18 protein-coding genes and 1 riboswitch are annotated in these 17,023 nt (G+C 73.4%); of the genes, 9 read left to right on the top strand and 9 right to left on the bottom strand.

The window, feature by feature from the left end:
* Nucleotides 1–80 precede the first annotated feature (80 nt).
* The 4 genes from ACQ3I4_RS13325 to ACQ3I4_RS13310 are packed head-to-tail and all read left to right on the top strand — an operon-like array spanning nucleotide 81 to nucleotide 3,505.
* Entirely contained in the window at nucleotides 81–890 is an 810-nt protein-coding gene (locus tag ACQ3I4_RS13325) for an enoyl-CoA hydratase/isomerase family protein (RefSeq protein ID WP_430633719.1), read from the top strand.
* A gap of 4 nt (nucleotides 891–894) precedes the next feature.
* Nucleotides 895–1,734, top strand: coding sequence for an alpha/beta hydrolase (locus ACQ3I4_RS13320; protein WP_430633718.1), 840 nt, complete (start codon nucleotides 895–897; stop codon nucleotides 1,732–1,734).
* A gap of 31 nt (nucleotides 1,735–1,765) precedes the next feature.
* On the top strand, nucleotides 1,766–2,680 hold the full coding sequence (locus tag ACQ3I4_RS13315; protein ID WP_329861940.1) for a carbohydrate kinase family protein: 915 nt from the start codon (nucleotides 1,766–1,768) through the stop codon (nucleotides 2,678–2,680).
* A 15-nt stretch (nucleotides 2,681–2,695) separates the two neighbouring features.
* A complete protein-coding gene (locus tag ACQ3I4_RS13310; protein ID WP_329861939.1) occupies nucleotides 2,696–3,505 on the top strand; it encodes an HAD family hydrolase in 810 nt (269 codons plus the stop codon).
* Between the two features lie 25 nt (nucleotides 3,506–3,530).
* Here the strand turns inward: ACQ3I4_RS13310 and ACQ3I4_RS13305 are convergent, their stop codons facing one another.
* Entirely contained in the window at nucleotides 3,531–4,205 is a 675-nt protein-coding gene (locus tag ACQ3I4_RS13305; RefSeq protein ID WP_430633717.1) for a nitrilase-related carbon-nitrogen hydrolase, read from the bottom strand.
* A gap of 29 nt (nucleotides 4,206–4,234) precedes the next feature.
* Here ACQ3I4_RS13305 and ACQ3I4_RS13300 point away from each other — a divergent pair, with 29 nt between their 5' ends.
* A complete protein-coding gene (locus tag ACQ3I4_RS13300) occupies nucleotides 4,235–5,044 on the top strand; it encodes a glycerophosphodiester phosphodiesterase (RefSeq protein ID WP_329861937.1) in 810 nt (269 codons plus the stop codon).
* A gap of 20 nt (nucleotides 5,045–5,064) precedes the next feature.
* Here the strand turns inward: ACQ3I4_RS13300 and ACQ3I4_RS13295 are convergent, their stop codons facing one another.
* The 7 genes from ACQ3I4_RS13295 to ACQ3I4_RS13265 form a co-directional block, all read right to left on the bottom strand.
* Complete coding sequence (locus ACQ3I4_RS13295; protein WP_329861936.1) at nucleotides 5,065–6,063, bottom strand: hypothetical protein; 999 nt, start codon at nucleotides 6,061–6,063, stop codon at nucleotides 5,065–5,067.
* A 41-nt stretch (nucleotides 6,064–6,104) separates the two neighbouring features.
* On the bottom strand, nucleotides 6,105–7,481 hold the full coding sequence (locus ACQ3I4_RS13290) for a uracil-xanthine permease family protein (protein ID WP_329861935.1): 1,377 nt from the start codon (nucleotides 7,479–7,481) through the stop codon (nucleotides 6,105–6,107).
* 62 nt (nucleotides 7,482–7,543) lie between these two features.
* Nucleotides 7,544–9,133: a PfkB family carbohydrate kinase gene (locus ACQ3I4_RS13285; protein WP_329861934.1), complete on the bottom strand. Its 1,590-nt coding sequence runs from the start codon at nucleotides 9,131–9,133 to the stop codon at nucleotides 7,544–7,546.
* The gene (gene thiE / locus ACQ3I4_RS13280) at nucleotides 9,130–9,834 is read right to left on the bottom strand and encodes a thiamine phosphate synthase (protein WP_329861933.1); all 705 of its coding nucleotides are present in this window, start codon (nucleotides 9,832–9,834) and stop codon (nucleotides 9,130–9,132) included. Before thiE ends, ACQ3I4_RS13285 begins: the two co-directional genes overlap by 4 nt.
* Nucleotides 9,831–10,652, bottom strand: a complete 822-nt coding sequence (gene thiM / locus ACQ3I4_RS13275; protein WP_329861932.1) for a hydroxyethylthiazole kinase — start codon at nucleotides 10,650–10,652, stop codon at nucleotides 9,831–9,833. The genes thiE and thiM overlap by 4 nt, the downstream gene beginning before the upstream one ends.
* Nucleotides 10,644–10,739: riboswitch (TPP riboswitch) on the bottom strand. Its footprint overlaps the gene before it by 9 nt.
* Before the next feature lie 7 nt (nucleotides 10,740–10,746).
* Nucleotides 10,747–10,869, bottom strand: coding sequence for a hypothetical protein (locus tag ACQ3I4_RS13270; protein WP_329861931.1), 123 nt, complete (start codon nucleotides 10,867–10,869; stop codon nucleotides 10,747–10,749).
* Entirely contained in the window at nucleotides 10,870–11,658 is a 789-nt protein-coding gene (locus tag ACQ3I4_RS13265) for an Abi family protein (protein WP_329861930.1), read from the bottom strand.
* Nucleotides 11,659–11,848: 190 nt separating this feature from the next.
* Here ACQ3I4_RS13265 and ACQ3I4_RS13260 point away from each other — a divergent pair, with 190 nt between their 5' ends.
* The 3 genes from ACQ3I4_RS13260 (at nucleotide 11,849) to ACQ3I4_RS13250 (ending at nucleotide 14,550) form a co-directional block, all read left to right on the top strand.
* Nucleotides 11,849–12,286 carry a hypothetical protein gene (locus ACQ3I4_RS13260; protein WP_329861929.1) on the top strand — a complete coding sequence of 146 codons (438 nt, stop codon included), beginning with the start codon at nucleotides 11,849–11,851 and terminating at the stop codon, nucleotides 12,284–12,286.
* Between the two features lie 69 nt (nucleotides 12,287–12,355).
* Complete coding sequence (locus ACQ3I4_RS13255; protein WP_329861928.1) at nucleotides 12,356–13,843, top strand: aldehyde dehydrogenase family protein; 1,488 nt, start codon at nucleotides 12,356–12,358, stop codon at nucleotides 13,841–13,843.
* Nucleotides 13,844–13,995: 152 nt separating this feature from the next.
* The gene (locus ACQ3I4_RS13250; RefSeq protein ID WP_329861927.1) at nucleotides 13,996–14,550 is read left to right on the top strand and encodes an NAD(P)H-dependent oxidoreductase; all 555 of its coding nucleotides are present in this window, start codon (nucleotides 13,996–13,998) and stop codon (nucleotides 14,548–14,550) included.
* A 119-nt stretch (nucleotides 14,551–14,669) separates the two neighbouring features.
* Here ACQ3I4_RS13250 and pgm read toward each other — a convergent pair whose 3' ends face one another.
* Nucleotides 14,670–16,331, bottom strand: coding sequence for a phosphoglucomutase (alpha-D-glucose-1,6-bisphosphate-dependent) (pgm, locus tag ACQ3I4_RS13245; RefSeq protein ID WP_430633716.1), 1,662 nt, complete (start codon nucleotides 16,329–16,331; stop codon nucleotides 14,670–14,672).
* Between the two features lie 106 nt (nucleotides 16,332–16,437).
* On the opposite strand from pgm, the gene ACQ3I4_RS13240 reads away from it, so the two are divergent.
* Nucleotides 16,438–16,905, top strand: a complete 468-nt coding sequence (locus ACQ3I4_RS13240) for a DUF4190 domain-containing protein (protein ID WP_329861925.1) — start codon at nucleotides 16,438–16,440, stop codon at nucleotides 16,903–16,905.
* The last annotated feature ends 118 nt before the right edge of the window (nucleotides 16,906–17,023 follow it).

The following is a 17,023-nucleotide window of genomic DNA, read 5'->3' as shown; positions in this document are numbered from 1 at the left end:
AGCCCCGGCGGCGGGATCTGGCATGCTGGCCACAGCACGGCGGCCCCGCGGCCGCACCGCCACCACGCAAAGGAGCGCCCATGGACTGGGGAAGCTACGCCACGCTGAGCCTCGAGCAGGACGGCGACGCCCTGATCGTCACGGTCAACCGCCCCGAGGCGCTGAACGCCTTGGCCAACCAGGTCGTCGACGACCTCCTGGAGCTCACCGGGCGGCTGGAGGGGATCGGCCGCGACGCCGACTGGCCGGTGCGCGGGATCGTCCTCACGGGCGCCGGGGCCAAGGCCTTCGTGGCCGGGGCGGACATCCGCGAGATGGACGGCATGGACCCCGCCACGGCCGAGGCCTACGGCCGGCGCATGCACCAGGTGACGCTGCGCCTCGAGGAGCTGCCCGTGCCCGTGATCGCCGCGGTCAACGGCTTCGCCCTCGGAGGCGGCTGCGAGCTGGCCCTGGCGTGCGACTTCATCTACGCCTCCGCGGACGCCTCCTTCGGCCAGCCCGAGGTCGCCCTGGGCCTGGTCCCCGGATTCGGCGGCTCGGTGCGCCTGCAGCAGCGCGTCGGCGCGGGTCAGGCGCGCGAGCTGATCTTCACGGGCCGGCGCATCGACGCGCGGCACGCCCACGGAATCGGCCTCGTCAACCGGGTGTTCGACGACGCCGCGGCCCTGATGGACGGCGCGCGTGCCACGATCGCCGAGCTCGCCCGGGTCTCGCCGACGGCCGTCGCCAACGCCAAGCGCACCATGCACCGCGTCCAGGGCCTGGGGGTCGCGGAGGGGCTCGAGGTGGAGGCGGAGAGCTTCCGCGAGGCGTTCACGACCGAGGACTCGGCCGTGGGCCGCGCCGCATTCGTGGCGAAGGAACGCGCCGCGTTCCCCGGCCGCTGAGAACGTGCCCGCCGAGCAGGTGCCCGCCGATCCCGTGTCCGCCCGCCCCGTGACCCCGTCCCCGCGCGGACCCGCCGTGCACCGCTACGGGGACGCGCCGAGCCAGTACGCCGAACTGACCCTGCCGTCGGGCACCCACCGCGGCACCGCCGTCGTCATCCACGGGGGATACTGGCGTACCGAGTACGACGCCGGGCTCGGCCGCCCGCTCGCCGCCGACCTCGCGGCGCGGGGCTGGGCCGCCTGGAACCTCGAGTACCGGCGCACCGGTGGGCCCGGGGACGACCGCGGAGGATGGCCGGAGACGTTCGAGGACGTCGCGGCGGGACTGGATCTGATCCCCGGGGCGTTCGCCGGGCTCGGGCTCGATCCGGGACCCGTGGTGCTGATCGGCCACTCGGCCGGCGGGCACCTCGCGGTGTGGGCGGCCGGGCGGCACGTCCTGCCCGCCGGGTCGCCCGGCGCGGAACCGCTCCTGCGTCCCGCCGGCGTCGTGAGCCAGTCGGGGGTGCTGTGCCTGCACGACGCCGCGGCCCGGCAGCTGAGCGACGGCGCCGCCCGGATCCTGCTCGGCGCGGACCCGGACGAGGAGCCCGCCCGATGGCGCGGCGCCGACCCGCTCGCGATGCTGCCGATCGGCGTCCCCGTCGCCGTGATGCACGCAGACGCCGACCTCGACGTCCCGTCCGCGCAGGGGATCCGCTACGCCGAGGCGGCCCGCGCCGCGGGGGACCCGGTGCGCTTCCACTGGACCCCGGGAGACCACTACGCCCTGATCAACCCGGAATCCACGGCCTGGGCGGCCTGCGTGGCGGCGGCGGAGGCGTTCGCCCCGGTATATTGAGTTCACCGCGTCGACTCCGAGAGGGTTCATTGTGCTGACAGTCATGGGCGAGGCCCTGGTGGACGTCCTGTCCGGAGGGCTCGCCGCACCCAAGAGCTACGTCGGGGGAAGCCCGATGAACGTCGCCGTGGGCCTGGCCCGGCTCGGGCATCCCGTGACGTTCGTGGGCCGCTACGGCGACGACGACTTCGGGCGGAAGATCCACCAGCACCTCGCGGAGAACTCGGTGCGGGAGGTCCTGTCCCCGGACGGGTTCCCGACGAGCACCGCCCGCGGCGTCCTGGACCCCGTCGGCGCCGCGACGTACGACTTCGACCTCGTCTGGGACCTCTCCGGCTTCGAGGCGGTGGCGCACCGCGCCCTCGACGACGCCCAGGTCCTGCACACCGGATCGATCGCCACCGTCGTGGAACCCGGGGCGGGCACCGTCCTCGCCGCCGTCCGCCGGGCGCGCCCGCACGCGACCATCACCTTCGACCCCAACGTGCGCCCGAGCTTCGTCGAGGACCATTCCGACGCCGTCGCGCAGGTCGAGCGCTTCGTGGCCCTGAGCGACGTGGTCCGGGCGAGCGACAGCGACCTGGAATGGCTCTACCCGAACCGCAGCGTCGAGGACACGGCCGCGGCCTGGCTCGCGATGGGCCCGGCGATGGTCGTGGCCACCTACGGCTCGCGCGGCCCGTGGGGGCTCGTGGCCGGGGGTCCGGCGCGCGCCCAGGCGCCCGTCGTCGACGTCGTGGACACCGTCGGCGCCGGCGACTCCTTCATGGCCGCGCTCGTCTCGGCGCTCGCCGACCGCGAGCTCGTCGGCGCCGCCCGGCGGGAGGCCCTGCGCCAACTGACGCCCGGCCAGCTCGGGGAGATCCTGGACTACGCCGCGCGCGCCGCCGCGATCACGGTGTCCCGGGCCGGCGCCAACCCGCCGTACCGCCACGAGATCCCCTAGCCCGGCGCCCACGCCATGCGCCTGATTGCGAGCGACATCGACGGGACCATCCTGCATCCTGACGGCAGCATCTCGCCGAGAACGGTCGCGGCCTTCCGCGGCGCCCGCGAGGCCGGGATCCACGTGGTGTTCGTGACGGGCCGCCCGTTCCGCTGGCTCGGCCCCGTCCAGCGCGCCTTCGGCCACCTCGGCACGGTGATCTGCTCCAACGGCGCGCTCGTGTACGACCTGGAGGAGGAGCGCATCCTCGAGGCCTCTCCGCTGCCGACGGCCGCCGTCGAAGAGGTCCGGGAGCGGATCCTGGGGCTGGAGCCCGGCGCCCGCTTCGCCGCGGAGACCACGCTGGGACTCTACGTGGAACCGGGGTTCGTGGAACCCGCCGAGCTCCGCCGGCTCGACGGGGTCCAGCCGGACTGGTTCCCCCTCGAGCGGCTCGAGGCCGAGGGCGTCGTGAAGCTGTTGGCGAAGTCCTCCGCGCCGACGGCGGACGTGTTCTTCGAGGCCGTGCACCCGGCCGTGGCGGACCTCGTGGCCCTGACGCATTCCGCCCCGGGGGTCGCCTTGCTGGAGATGGCCCGCCCGGACGTGAACAAGGCCGTGGCCCTGGAGCGCTTCGCCGCCGGGCACGGCTTCGGGGCCGGGGACGTCGTGGCCTTCGGGGACATGCCGAACGACGTCGAGATGCTCGCCTGGGCCGGCCGCGGCTATGCCATGGACTCCGGGCACCCGCTGGCCAAGGCGGCCGCCGCCGGACTGGCCCGGAGCCTGGAGGACGACGGCGTGGCCCGCGTTATCGAGGACCTCCTCGCCGAAACGCCCCGCTAACCCGCCGCAGCCGTTGAGCCGTCGCTCAGGATCCGTCGCGCGGTTCCGGCGGCCGGGCGTCGAACCAACCGGCGTAGGGCCGCGGCAAGGGGCGCAGGAGCGGTTGGGGCAGGGGGCCGCGTTGGGAAAACGGCACGCCCGTTCTCATCGGATTCCAGTATGCCGAATCGGGTATATGCGCGTTACGGAATTCAAGGAGGGCGGTGGTTTCGGAGCCCGACACGAGCGCCCGCGCGGCGCCGGAATGCTCCAGGAAGGCCGCGAACTCGGGGATCTCCACGTCGTCGGCACAGCAGATGACGCCGCCCTCGAGGCCCTCGCCCTGCAGGGCCGCAGCCGCCGGAGGTCCGTCCCACGCGCTGAAGCCGGACGCGAGCTGGGCGGGGCCGGGGCGGTGCTTTCGGACGTGCCCGCCGAGGTTCCCGAAGCGGTCCCACCAGCTCAGCGCAACGAAGCGCGCCCCGGCGTCGTGCTCCGGGCTCGAGGCGACCAGGGCGATCCCGGAGGTGCGCGCGATCTCGGCGAAGCGGGCCCTGAGCGCCCCGCCGGACGCGGTGGGATCCGGTGCGCAGAACAGCTCGGGGGTCACGAGCACGGCCGCGCCGTCGTACGCCGCGGCCTCCGCCCAGGCACGCACGAGGTCCAGGTTCTCCCGGGCGCTCGGACCGGGGGATCCGTGCGCGAGCCGGACGAGGGCCACGGGCCGCCTCCTGCCGTAGAGTGTCACGCGTGAACGCACCGGTCCCGCGCGGGGTTCCGTACCTGCATCGTAGCCTCCCCGGTTCTGCCCGGGGACCGCTCGCCTTCGCCCATCGCGGCTTCGCGCCGGACGGGGCGGAGAACACGATGGCCGCGTTCCGCGCCGCCGTCGAGCTGGGATTCCGTTACCTCGAGCTGGACGTGCGGACCAGCCGGGACGGCGTCCTCATGGTCTTCCACGACGAGACGCTCGAGCGCACCACGGACGGGTCGGGCCGGCTCGGCGACCACACGGCGGCGGAGCTCGGGGCTTTCCGGGTCGCCGGCACGGAGCCGATCCCCACCTTCGAGGAGCTCCTGGCCGCCTGGCCGGACGTGCACCTGAACGTGGACCTCAAGGACGCGGCCGGGGCGGAGCCGATGGCGCGCCTGATCGAGCAGTACGGGGCGCGGGACCGCGTGCTCGTGGCCTCCTTCTCCGACGCCCGCCGCCGCGCCGTCCAGCGGCGCGTGCCCGGACCCCTGGCCGCGAGCCCGGGAGCTCCGCTCGTCGCGGCCTTCACGCTGCTGTCCGCGCTGGGGCTGCAGCGGCTCCTGCGGCCGTGGCTGCGCGGCGTCGTGGCGCTGCAGGTGCCGGAGCGGTCCGGCCGCTTGCCCCTCGTGACGCCGCGCTTCCTGGCCCACGCGCATTCCGAGGGCCTGCACGTGCACGTGTGGGTCGTGGACGAGCCAGGCGACATGCGCCGGCTGATCGACCTCGGGGTCGACGGGATCATGACGGACCGGGCCGACCTCTTGGCGGGCGTCCTGGCCGAACGGGGAGCCTGGCCGCAGCGCTGACCCCGCCGGCGGGGTGGCGGCTATCCCAGGACCGGCTGGATGAGCTCTGCCAGGGGACGCAGGGTCAGGTGCGCGTAGCGCCGCAGCTCGTCCTCGTCCGCTCCGGAAAGGATCCGCATCCACGTCCCGTGCGCCTGCATCTTCCCGATCCTCAGGGCCGGTTCCACGTAGGGGCGCAGCTGCTCGACCGTGCCGTACTCCCGCCACTGCTCCAGGTAGGCCGTGACCACGCGCCGGATCCGCGGGTCCGACGGCGTCGTGCCGAGCTCCTCGCACATCGCGGCGATGGGCCGGCCGAGGCTGGAGAACGGGTGGGCCCAGTACGCGTCGCCGAGGTCCATGAAGCGCAGCGGCTCGTCCGGGGTGGAGGGCAGGAAGGTGTTGTTCCGGTGCAGGTCGTTGTGCTCCAGCGTCAAGGGCACGGGCCCGGCGGCGAGGTAATCGCACATCCCGTGGATGACGTCGAGCTGGCGGTGCAGGTCCTCCGCGTCGCGCGCGGGCAGGTGCAGGGGGTGCTCGGGAGGCATCGAGGCATGCAGGACCAGTTGCTCGTCGATGTAGGCGGGCAGCCAGGCCGGGTCCATGTGCAGAAGCCCCGCGTCGAACAGCGTGTCGCCGAAGGGGACGAGCTCGAGCTGGAGCCTCGCGAAGTCGCACACGAGGCGGACCCACAGCTGGTAGTCCGTGCTCGGCAGGGACGTCAGCGTGTCGCCGTAGTCGGGGGAGATCATCCAGCCGCGGGCCGGTTCGATCGCGAGCGGCATGACGAGCTGCTCGGGCGCCAGGTTGGCTGCCGTCGCCGTGACCGAGGCCTCGCCCTGCTGGCCCGGGTTGTTCGCCTTGAAGTACAGCCGCCCGTGGTCGGTGGGGACCACGATCTGCGTGGACCAGAGCCGGATCCGCTTCTGCTCCAGGGGGCCGGTCTGGGCCAGCGAGTAGGTGTCCAGGACCATGGAGATCCATTCCCGGACCCCGGCCTGCCACTGCTCGGAGGCCCACTCCCGGTTCCACTCTGCCACCGGGCCATCCTACCGGTGCGCGGGTGGGGCCGCCGCCGGGCTCAGCCGAGCTTGCTGGGCTCGGTGCCCGTGTCCTCCGGGGCGTCGGTGGGCTCCGTGCCGCGGACGCGGGCGATCGCGGTCATGGCGTGGAAGACGAGCAGCGTGGCGGCGGTGCCGAGCGCGATCCCGCCGAACTTCATGCCGCCGACCTCGAGGGACTCGCTGCCCATGGCGATCGCGATGATCAGTCCGGTGCCGGCGGTCATGAGGTTGATGGGGTTGGAGAAGTTGACCTGGTTCTGCACCCACAGGCGGGCGCCGATGATGCCGATCATGCCGTACAGGACGATCCCCGCGCCGCCGCTGACGCCCTGCGGGATGGTGTTGATGACGGCGCCGAACTGCGGCAGGAAGGACACCAGGATGGCCACGGTCCCGGCGACCCAGTAGGCGGCGGTGGAGTAGACGCGGGAGGAGGCCATGACCCCGATGTTCTCCGCATAGGTCGTGGTGCCGGAGCCGCCGCCGACGCCGGCCAGGACGGTCGCGGCGCCGTCGGCCATCAGGGCGCGGCCGTTGACGCCGTCCAGGTTGCGCCGGGTCATCAGGCCCACGGTCTTGACGTGGCCGATGTTCTCGGCGACCAGGACGAACACCACGGGCAGGAACAGGACCATCACGTCCAGGTGGAACGCGGGCAGGGCGAACGGCGGCAGGCCCAGCCAGGACGCGTCGCCGACCTTCGAGAAGTCCACCTGGCCCTGGGCGAGGGCCACGAGGTAGCCGACGACGATGCCGAGCAGGATGGACAGGCGCCCCAGCAGGCCGCGGAAGAGCACGGCGGAGACGACGATCGCCGCGACGGTCGTGAACGTGGTGAGCGTGAACTCCTTCATCGCGGGGAAGGTCGTGGAGGCCAGGTTCAGGCCGATGAGCGCCACGATCGTGCCCATGACGACGGGGGGCATGAAGGCGTGGATCCACCCCGTGCCGGCCCTTTGGACCACGAGGCCCACGAGGAACAGCGCCGCGCCGGCCACCACGATCCCGCCGAGCGCCCCGGCCATGCCGTGCGCGCTCATGGAGGCCGTGACGGGGGCGATGAACGCGAAGGAGGAGCCGAGGTAGCTCGGCACGCGCCCGGCGGTGACCACCAGGAAGAGCAGGGTGCCGATGCCGGAGAACAGCAGGGTCGTGGTGACCGGGAACCCGGTGATGGTCGGCACGAGCACGGTGGCGCCGAACATCGCCATGACGTGCTGCACGCCGATTCCGGCGGTCTGGAACCAGCCGAGCCGCTCGTCGGGCGCCACGACCGTGCCGGGGCGGATGGTGCGCCCGTCGCCGTGGAGCGTCCAGCCGAGGCCGAGCGGGTGCCGCGGCGGCGCGTCGGTGCGGGGGGTGGGGGCGGGCTGGCCGGGCGTCGTGCTGCTCATGGGGCTCTTCCGGTTCGGTGCGGGCAGGGCGCGGCGCCGTGCGGCCGCGCCCCCACGGCATCCTACTCGGCGCCGGCCCGCACCGCCCGTGACGTGTCGGCGAAGGCGGCCCCGGCCCCGCCGGGGTCCCCGTCCGCCGTCGTCTGGGCGAAGAAGAGCAGCTCGTGCCGCGAGGATTCGTCGAACGCGTACCGCATCGCGGCGAGCTCGTCCGGGCGGGCCCGGGCAGCAGTGAGCTCGACGATCGCGATCGCGTCCCGCGTGGCCGCGTCGAACTCCGGGGAGGAATAGGTCGCGAGCCAGTCTCCGTAGGGGTGGTCCGGGTGCGCGGCCCCCGCGAGGCGCGAGCCCACGTCCTGGTAGAGCCAGTAGCAGGGCAGGATCGCGGCGACGAGCTCGGGGTAGCCGCGCCCGGAGGCGGTGAGGTGGTTCAGGTAGGCGGCCGTCGTCGCGGTGGGCGCGGGCAGCTCCGCGCCGCCGAGCCGCGTGCGGTGCAGGACCAGCTCCTCCTCGAGGCACGCGTGCGCTCCCGCGGCCCAGAAGCGCTGCTCCCGGGGGTTCGGGGCGAGTTCGGAGGCCCGGGAGAGGACCTGCGCGTAGGTGCGCAGGTACAGGGCGTCCTGGGCCAGGTAGTGCTCGAAGTCGGTGCGGTCCAGCGTCCCGTCCTTGAGCCCGCGGATGAACGCGAGCCGGTCGATGCCCGCGCGCAGGCCGGCGATCCCGTCCCACCACGTGGACAGGAGCGCGTCCGTGGACGGGGGCCGCTGCCCGGCCCAGAGGGCGCCGAGGTGGTCCACGGGCCCGTGCCCGCCGCCGACGTCGAGCCGGTCCGCCCCGCGCAGGGCCCCCTCGAGCCACGGCTTGGCCAGCCGCAGGGCGTCGGTCCAGGACCCGGTGCGGGCGAAGAGCGTGGCGAGGGCGGAGGAGAGCGAGCACCCGGTGCCGTGCGTGTTGGCGGTGTCGACGCGCACGCCGTCGAGCTCCAGCAGGACCCCGTCGGCGCCCACGAGCGCGTCGCGGCAGCGCCCGTCCGCGGCGAGGTGACCGCCCTTGGCGAGCACCAGGACGCCGTGCCGCGCGGCGAGCCGTTGCGCCTGGTCCAGGACCTCGTCCCACGTGGGGGCGGGGGCGCTGCCCGTGAGGACGGCGAGCTCGGGCACGTTGGGGGTGACGACGTCGGCGAGCGGCAGCAGGGCGTGCAGCGCCGCCTCCGCGTCGGCGTCGAGCAGCCGGTCGCCGCTCGTGGCGACCATCACCGGATCCAGGACGACGCCGGTGCCCCGCCGCCCGCCCGGACCCGCGGCTTCGGTGCCGTCCCTGGCGACGGGGGCTCCGGCGTCGTCCCCGGGGGCGCCCCCGCGCAGGGCGCGCAGCCAGGCGGCGACGGTGTCGATGAGCTCCGCGGAGGCGAGCATGCCGATCTTCACGGCGTCGATCCGGACGTCGGAGGAGACCGAGGCGAGCTGCTCGGCGAGGAACGCGGCGGGCGGGACGTGGACGCCGGTGACGCCGCGCGTGTTCTGCGCGGTGAGCGCGGTGACGGCGGCCATGCCGTAGCCGCCGCACGCGGCGATCGACTTCAGGTCGGCCTGGATGCCGGCGCCGCCGGACGGGTCGGAGCCGGCGACGGAGAGGATGTTGGGGACGCTCATGCGCTTGCCTCCCCGGGGTGGGTGACGGCCGCCCACTCGGCGGCCAGGGAACGGGCCGCGGCCTCCGGATCCCCGGCGGCGCACACCGCCCGGACGATCGCCATCCCGGCGGCCCCGGCGGCGTGGACGGCCGCGGCGTCGCCGTGGGCCAGCCCGCCGATCGCGACGCACGGCAGCGGGGCCCGGGCCGTGAGCGCGGCCAGGCCCTCGAAGCCGAGCGGTTCCGGGTGGTCCTTCTTGGTGGGCGTGGGGCGGACGGCCCCCGTGCCCAGGTAGCTCACGGTCCCCTCCGGCAGGGCGGCGACGGCCTCGAACTGGGCGGTCCGCGACGCGCTGAGGCCCAGGATCGCGGCGGGCCCGATCAGGCGGCGCACGGCGTCGGCGGGCAGGTCCGATTGGCCGATGTGCATGCCGTCGACGACGGCTCCGGCGTCCCGCGCGGCGAGGAAGACGTCCACCCGGTCGTTGACGATCAGGGCCGCTCGCCCGGCGGTGTGCCGGGCCGTGGCGAGGACCAGGGCCAGGAAGTCCCGGGCGGGGACGTCCTTGCAGCGCAGCTGGACCATGTCCACGCCGCCGGCGACGGCCGCGGCGACGACCTCCGGCAGCGGGCGCCCGGCCGTGCTGGCCGAGTCGGCGACGAGGTAGGTGCCCAGGCGGAAGGAGCCGTGGTGGAACACGGCGTTCTGCGCGGCGCTCATCGCACGGCTCCCGCGGAGGCGAGCCGCTCCGGCGTCGTTCCCGCCAGCGCGTCGAGGAAGGCGGGGGCGAACGTCCCCGGGCCGCCCGCCGTCGCCGCGGCGTCCTCCGCCGCGGCCGAGTACCAGGCGTGCGCTGCCGCGGTGGCCTGGAGCGGGTCGCCGTGGGAGGCGACGCAGGCGGCGACGAGCGCGCCGAGGGCGCAGCCGCCCCCGGTGACGCGGGTGAGCAGCTCGCTGCCGCCGTGGACGTGCAGCGTCCCGCCCGGTCCCGTGACCAGGTCGACGGGGCCGGAGACGGCGACGACGGCGCCCGTGCGTTCGCTGAGCGCGCGGGCGGCGGGCAGGGCGGCTTCGACGGCGTCCGTGGAGTCGACGCCGCGACCGCCGGCCCCGCTGCCGGCCAGGGCCATGATCTCCGAGGCGTTGCCGCGGATCACCGCGGGGTTCAGCTCCAGGAGCAAGTGGGCGAAGTCGGTGCGCAGGGCGAGGGGGCCGACGGCGACGGGGTCCAGGACCCACGGCGTGCCGTACTCGTGGGCGGCGCGGGCGGCCTCCATCATGGCCTCGCGCTGCTCCCGGTGCGGGGTGCCGAGGTTCACCAGGACGGCGGAGGCGATCCGCGCGAAGTCGCCGGCCTCGCCGGGCACGTCGACCATGGCGGGCGCGGCGCCGGCGGCGAGCAGGACGTTGGCGGTGAAGTTGGTGACCACGGCGTTGGTCAGGCACTGCACCAGGGGGGTGGCGGAGCGCAGGCGCTCCAGGACGGTGCCGGGCGCGCCGGCGTCTTGCTGAAGATGCGTGGGCGCACGGTGGTCCATGAGCGACATCCCTCCGCTAGTACGAACTAGATCAGGTGTGTACGGGTGTGTTCTCAGTCCGCGCGGCGGACACCCCGAGTCACTGCTGGCGAGCCTACCCGGCGGGCAGCGGGGGAGCCAGCCCGGGCCCGAGCAGGTGGCGGTCCTGGTGCAGCAGGTTCGGGAACAGGTCCGGCAAGTGCTGCCGGGCGTGCCGGAGCCATTCGGACTCGATCATCTAGGGCTGCCAGAGGCCCAGACTCGTCCAGTCATCGGGCACTCCGATGGATCGAGGGGTCACGTATCCGACTCGAGGGAACGAGCCAATGAGTTCGACGACGCGGCCGGCCCAGGCGCTGTTCGGATCGATCGTACGGAGCAGGTAGGCCATCACGGCCAGGACGTTGTACAGGCCAAAGACCTGCTTGGAGGACTCCTCATCCCTGAGGTGGTCCAGGAGGGGAACTTGCCCTTTGCCGGGCCGCTTCGGAGCGGTGACCAGCTTGCGGTTGAAGATCCGCGCGTGGTGGGCCGCTACGTTTCTCACGTAGTTCAGGCTCGCGATCCGGGTGGTCCATTGCTCGTGCCGGCTCGGCAGCGATGCTCCGGTTTCCGGGTCCATCTGGGGGTCCGTGAAGGCCGCGACGAACGTGCCGGGCTCGAGATGGGCGAAGGCGGAGCGGCGGCCCAGCACGTACCCGATCTGCATGCGGAGCGAGACCTCAATCCTCTCGATCCCCTCCAGGATCAGCATCCGCAGCCGCCGTTCGAAGTCGATGAGCGCCGCGGCGTCCCCGATGGATGTGCCGGGCCGGTAGTGGTTCAGGACCCTCACCCGTGCACGGCCGTCATCGTCCACATACGTCTCCGAAGCGCGGAACGGATAGAGGTAGCCGGTCAGCCGGTAGTATCCGACCTGGCGCGGCAGTTGCGCACCGCTGCTGCCCTCAGGGATCCCGACACCGCGAGAGGCAAGTTTTGCGACCTGGTCCTCGACCGAAAGCCACTGCTTGGTGTACTCAGCCAATGGTCCTCCGGTTAAAGAAAATCAGCCCGAGCCGTGAGGCGAGCGGGCTGATCATGATGAGGAAACCATACCACGCACTCCCCCTGGAACGATCGGAGTGAATGGCGGGCATCTGGCCGAGAGCGAACTCGATCGTCGGCGGAATCCAGCCGCTCTTGCCGCCCCGGCGCCGGGATGCTGGGATGGGGGCATGAAGGCATCGTGGGGGGACCGCCGGCGCATGATCGCCGGGGCGGCGTTGTTGGGGCTGGCGTTGGCCGGCTGTTCGGGGGACGGTGGCGGAGGCGCCGCGGCCGCGCCCAGTGGCACGGTGCTGCTGGAGGACTCCGGGATGAAGCTCCTGGCCCTGGCCGAGGAGCCGGACGCGCACATGGACGCGCTCCTGCAGGGCAACCTCGCGGTCGACGAGGGCGGGTGTGCCGTCGTCGCCCCCCGCGACGGCTCGGGCCCCGTGCTGGTGGTGTTCCCGCACGGGACCACCCTGGAGGCCGGCGTGGTGCAGGTCCCCGGGAAGAAGCAGCTCGGCCTCGGCGACCTCATCTCCCTCGGCGGCGGCATCATGCCCCTGGACGGCGAACGGCCCCGCGACTGCACGGGCGGCGACGTCTTCTGGGGCAGCCAGCCGTAGCCCGGCATGCCGCCCGTCATGCGGCCGGCGGCCGTACCGCGGGGTAACCCGAGGCGCTAAGGTCGGGGCATGGGACTTTTCTCTCGCGGCAAGCCGCGCCCTCCGGCCGACGTCGCGCCGGACCAGGAGCAGGACGACGCCGGACGGGGCGCCGAGGCGGGCGCCCCGCACGTCCCCGGCGTCGCCGAGACCGTCGCCCGGCTGCGCGACTCCAGCCACTCCCGCCTGATGCACACGCGCCGCCACCGCGCCGCGCAGCTGCGCAGCCTCGAGCGGATGCTCGAGGCGCACGAGGAGGACATCCTCGCCGCGCTCGCCGAGGACCTCGGCAAGCCCGCGATCGAGGCGAAGCTGACCGAGCTGGACCTGCTGCGCAGCGAGATCGACCACGCCCAGCTCTACCTCACCGAGTGGATGGCGGCCCGCCACGTCCGCGCCCCGCTGTCCATGCAGCCCGCCACCGCCAAGGTGGAGCCCCAGCCCAAGGGCCTCGTGCTGATCCTGGGACCGTGGAACTACCCGCTGCAGCTGCTGCTCTGCCCAATGGTCGCCGCGCTCGCCGCCGGCAACTGCGTGGTCCTCAAGCCCTCCGAGCAGGCCCCCGCAACGTCCGCGCTGATGGCCCGCCTCATCCCGTTGTTCCTGGACCCGCGGGCCGTCGCCGTCGTCGAGGGCGGTGCCGAGGCCAGCCAGGCCCTGCTCGCCGAGCCGTGGGACCACATCTTCTACACCGGCGGGGAACGCGTCGGGAAGATCGTCGCCCGGGCCGCCGCCGAGCACCTCACCCCCGTGACGCTCGAGCTCGGCGGCAAGAGCCCCGCCGTCGTCGTCGACGGCAACGTGCCCGCGATCGCGCGACGGATCGCCTTCGGCAAGTTCATGAACGCCGGCCAGACCTGCATCGCGCCGGACTACGTCCTCGCCGTCGGCCCCGCCGCGGACGCCCTCGAGAAGCAGCTGGCGAAGGCCGTGACGTCCTTCTACGGGCGCAACCCGGCCAAGAGCTCCGACTACGGGCGGATCGTCAACGACGCCGCGTTCCGCCGCCTCAACCGCTTCCTCGACGACGCCCACGCCGACCCCGGAACCACCGTGACCGGCGGCACCGTGGACCCGATCGAACGCTACATCGAGCCCACCCTCCTGACCGGGGTCCCCGCGGACGCGCCCGTGATGCAGGAGGAGATCTTCGGCCCGATCCTGCCGATCCTCCGCGTGGACTCCTTCGACGCGGCGGTGCGGTTCGTCAATTCCCGCCCCACGCCGCTGGCGGCCTACCTGTTCAGCGAGAAGCCGCGCCTGCAGACGGCCTTCGAGGACCAGGTGCGGGCGGGGGCGATCGGGCTCAACGTCTGCAACCTGCACGCCGGCGTCCTGGGGTTGCCGTTCGGCGGCGCGGGCGCCTCGGGGATGGGCAACTACCGCGGCCGCTACGGCTTCGAAACGTTCAGCCAGCAGCGCCCCGTGCTCTCCAAGACGGCCATGGTGGACACGCTCAAGGCCGTCTACCCGCCGCATGGCTGGGCCAAGTCAAAGCTCCTCCGGGACCTCCTGTAGCGTCGGGGCCGGCATTTCCCACCGGGCGGAGCCACCGTCCATGTGGCAAGGGTCACCCCCGGTCCGGGAACAGTGCGGAGGGCCGCGCGGTTGAATCCCTTGAAAAATCAACCAGTCTGCGGACTGGTCCACCGACTCCCCAGGAGACCACCATGGCAACCACCGTCCTCACCCTCGTCGGGTCCCTCCGCAACGGCTCCACCAACGTCAAGCTCGCCGAGGCCACGGCCGAGCACGCCCCCGAGGGCGTCGACGTCAACGTGTACTCCGGCCTGGAGAAGCTCCCCTTCTACAACGAGGACGTCGACGTCGAGGGCGCGCTTCCGGAAGGCGTCGCCGAGCTGCGCGCCGCCGCGGCCGGGGCCGACGCCCTGCTCCTGGTCTCCCCGGAATACAACGGCACCATGCCGGCCGTGCTGAAGAACGCCATCGACTGGCTGTCCCGCCCCTTCGGCGCCGGCGCCGTGAAGGACAAGCCGGCGGCCGTGATCGGCACCGCGTTCGGCCAGTTCGGCGGCGTGTGGGCCCAGGACGAGGCCCGCAAGGCCGTCGGCATCGCCGGCGCCAAGGTGCTCGAGGACGTCAAGCTCTCCATCCCGAACTCCGTGGTCCGCTTCGCCGAGCTGCACCCGAAGGACGATTCCGAGGTCGCCGGTCAGGTCGCCCAGGTCCTCGAGGGCCTGCGCGCCGCCGCCGAGAGCAACTAGGGCCGCCCCGGGCGCCCCGCCCGGTTCCAGACCCAGTACGACGCCGGAGCCCGGCTTCCGCAGGCAGCGGAAGCCCGGCTCCGGCGTCGTACGGTCAGGCCCTGCCGGTCCGGCGCCGCTCAGCCGATGACGGAGTCGACGAGCGCCTTGGCCTCCGCCTGGACCAGCGCCAGGTGCTCGGCGCCCTTGAAGGACTCGGCGTAGATCTTGTAGACGTCCTCCGTCCCGGACGGGCGGGCTGCGAACCAGGCGCTCTCGGTCGTGACCTTCAGGCCCCCGATCGCCGCGCCGTTGCCCGGCGCCTCGGTGAGCTTGGCCGTGATCGATTCGCCCGCGAGCTCGGTCGCCGGCACGTCCGCGGCGGACAGCCTGCCCAGGGCCGCCTTCTGCGCCCGGTTCGCCGCGGCGTCGATCCGCGCGTACGCGGGCGAGCCGAACTGCGTGGTCAGCTCTTCGTAGCGGGCGCTCGGGGACCGGCCGGTGACGGCCTGGATCTCGCTGGCCAGCAGCGCCAGCAGGATCCCGTCCTTGTCCGTGGTCCACGGGGTGCCGTCGAAGCGCACGAAGCTGGCCCCCGCGGACTCCTCGCCGCCGAAGACGCCGCTGCCGTCCAGCAGCCCTGGCACGAACCACTTGAAGCCCACCGGGACCTCCACGAGCTCGCGTCCGAGCGACGCGGCGACGCGGTCGATCATCGAGGAGGAGACCAGGGTCTTGCCCACCCCGGCGCCGGACGGCCACAGCGGCCGGTTCCGGTAGAGGTAGTCGATCGCCACCGCCAGGAAGTGGTTCGGGTTCATCAGCCCCGCGTCGGGGGTGACGATCCCGTGCCGGTCCGCGTCGGCGTCGTTCCCCGTCGCGATGTCGTACGCCGCCCCGCCGTCCCGTACCGCGGAGATCAGGCCGGCCATGGCGGCGGGGGAGGAGCAGTCCATGCGGATCTTCCCGTCCCAGTCCAGCGTCATGAACGCCCAGCGCGGATCGACCTCCGGGTTCACCACCGTCAGATCCAGGCCATGGCGTTCGCCGATCGCCCCCCAGTAGTCCACCGAGGCCCCGCCCATGGGGTCCGCGCCGATGCGCACGCCCGCCGAGCGGATCGCGTCCAGGTTCACCACCGACGGCAGGTCGTCGACGTACGCGGCGAGGTAGTCGTAGCTGCCGATCGTGCCGGACAGGCGGGCCTGGCCCAGCGGGATGCGCCGCACGCCCTGCAGCCCCGCCTCGAGCAGCTCGTTGGCGCGCCCGGCGATCCACCCGGTCGCGTCGGAGTCCGCGGGCCCGCCGTGCGGCGGGTTGTACTTGAAGCCGCCGTCGCTCGGCGGGTTGTGGCTCGGGGTCACGACGATCCCGTCCGCCCGGCCGGCGTTGCCCGTCCCGGACAGGGCGCGGTTGTGGACGAGGATCGCGTGGGACAGCGCGGGGGTCGGCGTCCAGCCGGTGCGCGCGTCGACGAGGACCCGCACGCCGTTCGCGGCCAGGACCTCCAGGGCGGTGTCCTGGGCCGGATCGGAGAGGGCATGGGTGTCCTTGCCGAGGAAGAGCGGGCCCGTGATGCCCTGCCCCGCCCGGTACTCGACGATCGCCTGCGTGATCGCGGCGATGTGGTCCTCGTTGAAGGAGCCGTTCACCGACTTGCCGCGGTGCCCGGACGTCCCGAACGCCACGCGTTGGTCCGGATCGGAAGGGTCGGGTTTCACGTCGAAGTACGCGCCCCTCACGGCGTCGACGTCGATCAGGTCCTGGGGAAGGGCTCGCGTGCCCGCGCGGTTCTCGGCCATGGCTACAGCTTGGCAGAAAGCCGTAGCCAAAAGTGGACGGTGCCTGAACATTTCTCCGGCCTAGAATGGGGAGGAGAAGCCACCGACCCCGAAGGACCCGCCACCGATGGCCAACGACCAGGACCGGCCGTTCAACGACCCCCAGCACCCCTCGTGGTCGACCCCCGTGGGCGGGCAGCAGCAGCCCGGGCAGGACGGCCGGGCGGTGCCGCCGGCGCCGGGGTGGGCGTCCGGCGGACAGTACCCGGGGCCGGGCGGGCAGGCACCGCGCAACCCCTACGCCGACCAGGCCCCGCCCTCTGCGGCACCGCAACCGGCCTTCGGCTACGCGCCCGCCGAGCCGAAGACCCTCAGCATCATCTCGCTCGTCTGCGGGATCGTCGGGCTGATCTCCTTCGGGACGCTCTTCGCTCCGCAGATCGCGGCGATCGTCACGGGCCACATCGCGCTGCGCAGGGAGCCCTCCGGGCGCGGCATGGCGATCGCCGGCCTGGTCATGGGCTACCTCGTGCTCGGCCTCGGGCTCCTCTTCGGCTTCTTGGCGGCCGCCCTCTTCGCCAGCTACGTGCCGTAGCCCGCAGGGCCGCCCCCGGCCGCGCATCCGGGGGCGCGGCCCCCGACGGTATGGGCCCGCTGAAACGACGGCGGACGGCGCCCCTCTGCGCGGAAGGGCGCCGTCCGCCGTCGTACCG

The sequence above is a fragment of the Zafaria sp. Z1313 genome (genome assembly GCF_050563205.1).
GTDB lineage: Bacteria > Actinomycetota > Actinomycetes > Actinomycetales > Micrococcaceae > JAZDCJ01.
Note: the sequence above shows the minus strand (reverse complement) of the source record. Positions and strands in the feature narration are given on the sequence as shown.

Coding starts and splice junctions, on each gene's coding strand:
- ACQ3I4_RS13270 (WP_329861931.1), bottom strand. CDS start 10,869: ATGATCGAGTCCGAATGGCTCCGGCACGCCCGGCAGCACTTGCCGGAC.
- ACQ3I4_RS13325 (WP_430633719.1), top strand. CDS start 81: ATGGACTGGGGAAGCTACGCCACGCTGAGCCTCGAGCAGGACGGCGAC.
- ACQ3I4_RS13250 (WP_329861927.1), top strand. CDS start 13,996: ATGGCAACCACCGTCCTCACCCTCGTCGGGTCCCTCCGCAACGGCTCC.
- pgm (WP_430633716.1), bottom strand. CDS start 16,331: ATGGCCGAGAACCGCGCGGGCACGCGAGCCCTTCCCCAGGACCTGATC.
- thiE (WP_329861933.1), bottom strand. CDS start 9,834: ATGAGCGCCGCGCAGAACGCCGTGTTCCACCACGGCTCCTTCCGCCTG.
- ACQ3I4_RS13285 (WP_329861934.1), bottom strand. CDS start 9,133: ATGAGCGTCCCCAACATCCTCTCCGTCGCCGGCTCCGACCCGTCCGGC.
- thiM (WP_329861932.1), bottom strand. CDS start 10,652: ATGGACCACCGTGCGCCCACGCATCTTCAGCAAGACGCCGGCGCGCCC.
- ACQ3I4_RS13255 (WP_329861928.1), top strand. CDS start 12,356: ATGGGACTTTTCTCTCGCGGCAAGCCGCGCCCTCCGGCCGACGTCGCG.
- ACQ3I4_RS13290 (WP_329861935.1), bottom strand. CDS start 7,481: ATGAGCAGCACGACGCCCGGCCAGCCCGCCCCCACCCCCCGCACCGAC.
- ACQ3I4_RS13260 (WP_329861929.1), top strand. CDS start 11,849: ATGAAGGCATCGTGGGGGGACCGCCGGCGCATGATCGCCGGGGCGGCG.
- ACQ3I4_RS13310 (WP_329861939.1), top strand. CDS start 2,696: ATGCGCCTGATTGCGAGCGACATCGACGGGACCATCCTGCATCCTGAC.
- ACQ3I4_RS13240 (WP_329861925.1), top strand. CDS start 16,438: ATGGCCAACGACCAGGACCGGCCGTTCAACGACCCCCAGCACCCCTCG.